This is a genomic window from Gaiella sp. (assembly GCF_035558935.1).
Classification (GTDB): Bacteria; Actinomycetota; Thermoleophilia; order Gaiellales; family Gaiellaceae; genus Gaiella.
Window position 1 is genome coordinate 1 of sequence record NZ_DATMBZ010000057.1, and the last position, 7,048, is coordinate 7,048.

7 protein-coding genes are annotated in these 7,048 nt (G+C 68.0%); 2 read left to right on the forward strand and 5 right to left on the reverse strand.

Annotated elements, in window-relative coordinates; translation table 11 throughout:
- Positions 1–126 (forward strand): sigma factor-like helix-turn-helix DNA-binding protein (locus tag VNM44_RS17095; RefSeq protein WP_349258016.1); only part of this gene is annotated, 126 nt, incomplete at its 5' end.
- Here VNM44_RS17095 and VNM44_RS05725 read toward each other — a convergent pair.
- The 5 genes from VNM44_RS05725 to VNM44_RS05745 all read right to left on the reverse strand — a co-directional run bounded on the left by VNM44_RS05725 (position 112) and on the right by VNM44_RS05745 (position 6,335).
- On the reverse strand, positions 112–1,455 hold the full coding sequence (locus VNM44_RS05725; protein ID WP_325623595.1) for an ABC transporter ATP-binding protein: 1,344 nt from the start codon (positions 1,453–1,455) through the stop codon (positions 112–114). The genes VNM44_RS17095 and VNM44_RS05725 overlap by 15 nt on opposite strands.
- Positions 1,439–2,467, reverse strand: coding sequence for an ABC transporter ATP-binding protein (locus tag VNM44_RS05730; RefSeq protein WP_325623599.1), 1,029 nt, complete (start codon positions 2,465–2,467; stop codon positions 1,439–1,441). The genes VNM44_RS05725 and VNM44_RS05730 overlap by 17 nt, the downstream gene beginning before the upstream one ends.
- A complete protein-coding gene (locus VNM44_RS05735; RefSeq protein ID WP_325623601.1) occupies positions 2,464–3,447 on the reverse strand; it encodes an ABC transporter permease in 984 nt (327 codons plus the stop codon). The genes VNM44_RS05730 and VNM44_RS05735 overlap by 4 nt, the downstream gene beginning before the upstream one ends.
- A 166-nt stretch (positions 3,448–3,613) precedes the next feature.
- Positions 3,614–4,606, reverse strand: coding sequence for an ABC transporter permease (locus tag VNM44_RS05740; protein WP_325623603.1), 993 nt, complete (start codon positions 4,604–4,606; stop codon positions 3,614–3,616).
- A gap of 160 nt (positions 4,607–4,766) precedes the next feature.
- Positions 4,767–6,335 (reverse strand): ABC transporter substrate-binding protein, encoded by a 1,569-nt coding sequence (locus VNM44_RS05745; protein ID WP_325623605.1) that lies wholly within the window; start codon positions 6,333–6,335, stop codon positions 4,767–4,769.
- Between the two features lie 268 nt (positions 6,336–6,603).
- On the opposite strand from VNM44_RS05745, the gene VNM44_RS05750 reads away from it, so the two are divergent.
- The gene (locus VNM44_RS05750; RefSeq protein ID WP_325623607.1) at positions 6,604–6,942 is read left to right on the forward strand and encodes a response regulator transcription factor; all 339 of its coding nucleotides are present in this window, start codon (positions 6,604–6,606) and stop codon (positions 6,940–6,942) included.
- Positions 6,943–7,048 lie beyond the last annotated feature (106 nt).

The window sequence follows — 7,048 nt, forward strand, 5'->3', positions numbered from 1 at the left end:
GAGCCGTGGACGCTCGAGGCGATCGGCCACGAGCTCGACCTGACCCGGGAGCGGGTGCGCCAGCTCGAGGGCCAGGCGCTCAGCAGGCTCGCGGCGCTTCGCGAGCTCGCGTCACTCGCCGCGTAGGCTTTCCGTCTCCGAACGGCGGCGCTCCGCTTCTGCGAGCGCCGCCTCGTCGTAGAGGTGGCACTCGACGGTCGTCGCGCCGGCCTCGAGCGGCCGTGGGACGACCGGGTCGAACCACTCGACGTCGAGGTGCTCTCCGTCGGCGGCGATCCGCTTCACACCGGTCCAGAAGCGCTCGTCCGGCGCGTCGCGGCGAACCTCTTCCAAGAGCGCCGCCATCTCCGCTGCGGTGCGACCCTGACCGGCCTTCAGCCGGATGCGCGTCGCAGGCTCGTCGAGCGCGGCGAGGTCGCCCATCAGGGCCTGCTCCGCCTCGTAGCGCTCCTGCGCCTGAAACGCCCAGCGGCGCTCGAGCAGCTCGCGCAGGTCGCGGGTCTCCCACCCGCACACTTCGAATGCCGCTGCGCAGCGGGGATGGAAGTGGCATCCGAGCGGCGGGCGGGCAGCGTCGGGCACTTCGCCCGGAGGAAGATCGCGAGGAACCGTCCGGCGCGGGTCGGGATCGGGGATCGCGCGGAGCAGCGCCTTCGTGTACGGATGCCTCGGCTCGGCGTAGATCGCCTCCGACGGACCGATCTCGACGATCCGGCCGAGATAGAGGATGGCGATCCGGTCGCAGAAGAACTTCGCCGTCGCAAGGTCGTGCGTGATGTAGAGAAACGCGAGGTTGAGCTCGCGCTTGAGGTACATCATCAGCTCGAGGATCTTGGCGCGGACGCTCATGTCGAGCATCGAGACGGGCTCGTCCGCCACGAGCAGCGACGGGTTGAGGATGATCGCCCGGGCGATGACCACGCGCTGCTTCTGTCCGCCCGAAAGGTCGGAGGGGTACTTGTCGAGGAACTGCTCGGGAGGATCGAGCCCGACGGTCGAGAGCGCCTCCGCGACGCGCGATTGGCGCTCGGCCCGCGAGCCGATGCCGTGGATCTGGAGCGGGTGCTCCACGAGCTGGGCGATCGTCATCGCGGGGTTCAGCGAGGCGTGCGGGTCCTGGAAGACGATCTGCATCTCGCGCCGCAGCCCGCGCAGCTCACGCTCCGACATCCGGGTGATCTCGCGCCCGTCGAACTCGATGCTGCCCTCGGTCGCCGGGACGAGCCCGAGAATCGTGCGGCCGAGGGTGGTCTTGCCGCTCCCCGACTCCCCGACGAGGCCCAGCACCTCTCCTCGACGCAGCTCGATCGACACGTCGTCGACCGCCTTGACGGAGCCGGCCTCGCGACCGAGGAGCCGCTGCCCGAAGCTGCCGCGAAGCGAGTAGTACGTCTTCAGCCCGCGCACCGAGACGAGCGGGCGGCCGTTGGTGACGGCCTCAGGCTTCGTCTGCAACCGCGATCTCCTCGCGCTCGAGCGGCTCGGTGCCGCCGTCGGGGATCAGCTCCTCCGGCCCGTGCAGCCAGCAGAGGACGCGGCGACCGTGGGCGATGCGTTGTTCGATCGGGTTCCGTTCGGCACAGACGACCATCGCGCTCGGGCAGCGCGGATGGAACCTGCAGGCCCTGGGCGGATCGATCAGGTTCGGCGGCGAGCCCGGGATCGAATGGAGCTCCTCCGTCTCCAGCGAGATGGTCGAGCGCAGCAGTTCGCGCGTGTACGGGTGAGCCGGGTCGGCGAACACGTCTCTCGCATCTCCTTCCTCCGCGATCTGGCCGGCGTACATCACGGCCACGCGGTCGCACGCCTCGGCCACGATCCCGAGGTTGTGCGTGATCAGGAGCAGCGCCGTGCCGAAGGTCTGGCGTAGGTCGGAGAGGATGCCGAGGATCTGCGCCTCGACGATCACGTCGAGGGACGTCGTCGGCTCGTCGGCGACGAGCAGCTTGGGCCGGAGCACGAGCGCGAGCGCGATCATGATCCGCTGGCGCATACCGCCCGAGAACTCGTGCGGGTACTGGCGAAAGCGGGTCGGCGGGATGCCCATCCGACCGAGCGTCTCGAGCGAGCGGGTGCGGAGCTCTCGGGCCGAGAGGCCGGGCTCGTGCTGCTGGAGCGTCTCGCGGAAGTGGTCCTCGATCCGCATGACAGGGTTCAGGCGCGTCATCGGCTCCTGGAAGATGAGGCCGAGGTCCGGCCCCCGCAGTCGTCGCAGCTCCTTCGCTCCCATCCCGACCAGGTTCCGCCCCCCGTAGAGCACCTCGCCGTCCGAGACGGCGCCCTCCGGGAGAAGCCCGAGAATGCCGCGTCCGAGCGTCGACTTGCCGCAGCCGGACTCGCCGACGAGCCCGAGCACCTCGCCCTCACCGATGTCGAGCGAGACATGGTCGACGGCGCGCACCGTCCCCCTCGGCGTGCCGTAGTACACGCGCAGGTCGCGCACGGAGACGACGGGTGTCGGGCTCACAGCGGCTCCGTGTCGACCGGCACGGGCTCGAGATCCACTTTCGTGCGGGGCCGCTTCCGCAAGACCGGGTTGACGGTCTCGTTGAGCCCCTCCCCGAGGAGGGTCAAGCCGGTGACGAGCAGCACGATCGCGAGCCCGGGGAAGAGACCCGTCCACCAGATGCCGGACGCCGCGTCGGAGACCGCCCGGTTGATGTCGTAGCCCCACTCCGCGCCCGCGCTCGGCTGGATGCCGTAGCCGAGGAAGCCGAGCGCGGCGAGCGTGAGGATCGCGTCGGCGGCGTTGAGCGTCGCGAGCGGCGGAACGTTCTGAACCACGTTGAAGAAGACGTACTTGCGGATCACGGTGAACGGGCGCGCGCCGAGGGCGCGCGCAGCCTCGACGAACGGTTCCTCCCTGATCGAGATCGTGTGGTTCCGGACCACACGGAAGTAGAGCGGCACGTAGACGACGGTGATCGCGATCGCGGCGCTCAGGATGCCCTGGCCGACCTTGTCGGCGAGCAGGAACGCGATCACGATCGCGAGCAGCAGGAACGGGAAGACGAAGAGCGCGTCCATGATCAGCACGAGGACCCGGTCGAGCTTGCCGCCGAAGTACCCGGACAGGAGACCGAGGGGAACGCCGATCGCGATCGAGAAGAAGAGCGACACGATCACGACCTTTAGCTCCGTCTGAGTGCCCCAGATGATGCGCGAGAGGACGTCGGTCGACTGGACGTTCGTGCCCATCCAGTGGTCGGACGACGGCGCAGCGAGCTGCGGGAAACGCCTCCCGTCCGCGCGGAAGGTGTCGAAGTCGTACGGCGCGATCACGGGCGCGAGCAGCGCGACGAGCACGAACGCGAGTGTGATCCCCGCGCCGATCCACAACATCGCGCGCGCCATGCCGCGGGCATCGGTGACCGGAGCCAGCGCCCGCCGGATGCCGCCGAGGCGGCGCGGTGCCTGTGGAACGGCCGGCTCGGCGGTGGTCGCCATCAGTGCCCCTTCCAGTGATGTGCCCACGTCCCTGGTGCGGGAGGAGCAAGCCAGGCCAGGACGCAGGGAGTTCCGATACCTGAACGCATCGGGACGACCGAGGACGACGCATGGCGCCGCTCATCGCGCGCCGGGGACCTGGAGGGCCTGGCAGGAAGGGTCACGACTAGTACCTGATCCTCGGGTCGATGTACGCGTTGACGAAGTCGATGATCAAGCTCGCGACCACGACCACGAGGGCGAAGACGACGATGATCCCCTGCACCGCTGCGTAGTCGCGGTTCTGCAGGTACGTGATCAGCGTCTTGCCGATTCCCGGCCAGTTGAACGTCGTCTCGGTCAGGACGGCGCCGGAGAGGAGAAGGGCGACCGTCAGCCCCACGACGGTGATCACGGGGACGAGCGCGTTGCGGAAGGCGTGGTGGTAGACGACCGACCGCTCGTCGATCCCGCGGGCACGTGCCGCCTCGATGTAGTCGTCCTTCATCGTCCGGATCACGTTGACGCGGACGAGGCGAATGAAGACACCGGCGGTGACGAGCCCGAGCGTGACCGCCGGCAGGATCAAGTGCTTCACGACGTCGACGAACGCGTCCCAGTCGCCGTTCAAGAGCGTGTCGATCGTGTAGATGTGGGTGTGCGTCTCGAGCGTCGCCTCGACGAGCGGGCTGGCGCGGTCGGACGTCGGCAGCCAGCCGAGGTACGAGCCGAAGAAGAGCTGCGCCATCAGCCCGAGGAAGAAGACCGGCGTCGCGTAGATGAGGATCCCGAAAAGACGGCTGCCACCGTCGATCCATGTGTCCCGGTAGCGGCCCGCAAGGAGGCCGAACGTCACGCCGACGACGATCGCGACGATCATCGCGTAGAAGGTCAGCTCGACCGTGGCCATCCCGTTCTGGACGATGATGTCGCCGATCGGTCTCCGGTCCGTGATCGTCGTCCCGAAGTCGCCGCGGGCGATGTCGGCGAGATAGGAGCCGTACTGGTCGTAGATCGGCCGGTCGTACCCGAGCTGCTCCTTGATCTGGTTCACGACGGCCGGCGGAACGTGGCCGCCGAGCGAGGCCGTGATCGGATCCCCCGGCGCGACCCGCATCAGCAGGAACACGAGCGTCAGCAGGATGAAGATCATCGGCACGACGAGCGCGAGGCGCGTCAATGCGTACTGTCGAAGCGAGGTCCCTCTGCTACCAGCCATGGACGCCCATTCGTGCCTCGTCGGCTCCGTCCCGGCGGCGCCGACCGCCTACCCTAGACCAACCGCGTCGGCCGACGGAGGAAGGAACGCCGTGGCGGCGTCCCTTCCTCCGAGCCTCGGCCTACGACTTGGACAACTTCCAAAACCGCATGATGAACGCGGCATCGAGCGTGCTCGGAATTCCGCGCACGTTCTTCCGCGCCGCCGCGATCATGTTGCCCTGCCAGACGGGAATGATCGGCACGTCACGTGCCGCCACCTGCTGGATCTGGCGGATGACCGCAATGCGACGGGCTTCCGTTTTCGCGGCCTGCTCTGCCTTGAGCAGCGCCGTCATCCTCGGCGTGGCATAGCCGTTCGAGGTGAAGTTGTCCTTCTGGTAGAAGGACAGGACGTAGTTCTCGGGGTCCGGATAGTCCGGGAACCAGCCGAGCTGGAAGGCGTTGTACTGCTTCCCGAGCGCATCGCTGTACTGCGCCCACTCCGCCGACTTGAGCGTCACCTTGAAGACGCCGCCCCGTTCGAGGCCGCGCTTGATCTCGGCGTACTCGTCCGCGGAGGCGTCACCGTAGTGCGTCGGCGTCCACCAGAGCTCGATCGGCATCGGCATCGCGATGCCCGCGCCCCGGAGCGCCGCCTTCGCCTTCGCCACGCTCGGCGCCCGGCCGTACACCGACGCGAACGCGTCGACGTGCCCCGGGAGACCCGCAGGCGGCATCGAGTAGAGCGGCTTGACCGTGTTGCGATACACCCGCTGCGCGATCGACTGGCGGGGCATCAGGTACGCGGCCGCCTTGCGGACCGCGATGTTGTTGAACGGCGGCCGCTGGACGTTCATCACGAGGTAGCGGATCGCCGCGCCCTGACCCTGGAACACGTTGAGGTTCTTGTTCTCTGCGAGCGACACGAGCTCGGTTGGCGTGAACGTCTGGTACGCCATGTCGATCTCACCGCGCTCGAGCCCGAGCTTCATCGTCGACGACTTCGAGTAGTACCGGACGATGAGGCCGTCGTTCTTCGACTTGGGCCCCCAGTAGGCGTCGTTCCGCTCGAGGACGGCCTGCTGGCCGGGCGTGTACTTCGTGAGCTTGTACGGCCCCGTGCCGACCTGCGGCTGGTCGTTCGCCTGGAGCTTGTCGGCCGGATACGTGCTCGGCACGATGCCGCCCGCGCCCGACGCGAGGATCAGCGGCCACGTCGACTGCGGCGCCTTCAGGTTGAAGGTGACCGCGTACTGCCCGTTCGTCTTCACGCTCTTCAGGTTCGAGAGCAGCGACGAGATGCCCGACGGATCGTTGATCTTGATGACGCGGTCGAACGAGTGCTTCACGTCCGCCGAGTCGAACCCGGAGCCGTCGGTGAAGGTGACGCCGCGACGCAGCGTGCAGCGCCAGGTCTTGACAGTGCCCACGGGAGCGCACTTCGTCGCGAGCGACGGCACGACCTTCGCCCCGTTCCGCGCGTCGTAGAGATGCTCGTAGATGTTGTAACCGAGCGTCGCGGAGCCGTAGTCGTAGTTCCCGGCCGGGTCGAGGTTCGTGACGGTGTCGGTCGTCCCGGCGACGATCGTGCCGCCGGCCGCCGCGTCGCCCGATGCGGACTGTCCGACGCCGGCACCGACGGCCGCCGTGACGACCGCCACGACGCTGCAGAGGGCGCCGAGGCGCCAACGCGATGCAATTCGACTCATGAGTTCCTCTTTCTCCTTTCGCTGGAGCACGTGCTCACGACGGCACAGCCGCCCACCAATGTGAGACGTCGAACTCGCCGACTTGTTCGGCGGACGAGTCGAGCCTCGGCGAATGGAAGGGGACGGCCGGCACGACAACCTCGACAGCCTACGACCGGCGATCCCTCCGAGCAAACCGAAGCAGAGGCGGCGAACGGGTGTCCCTCGTTCGGGGGACGGCTGCTCACCCCGCCTAAAGAGCGCCTGCGGGACGGCCGATACGCATCTCGTGGACGCCGCGGAGCGTAAGGAGATCCTGAACCGATACCGCGATCACAGCCGCCGGTTCGAGGCGGCTGCGGCGCGCCGGAACTCGAAGCGGACCGGTGCCGTGATCCCCTTCACGCCTCCTCCCGCGCTTCGTGAGCTCGAGCAGGAGCCGACCGCCCGCGAGATCGAGGTGCTCCAGCTCGTCGCCGACGGGCTCGTCAACCGGGAGATCGGGCAGCGCCTGTTCCTCTCCGAGGAGACGGTCAAGTCGCACGTCCGCCATCTGCTGGCGAAGCTTCAAGCGCGCAGCAGAGCCCACGCCGTAGCCGTCGGCTTCCGGCGTGGGCTCATTGCCTGAGCACTCAGCGCCGTCGTTCCTTCCTCCTGCCGATCCGGCGATCCCCCGAAGGAGGGATGCCCCGGTCTAAGACAGAGACGAGGATTCGACGGCTTACCAGTCCTTC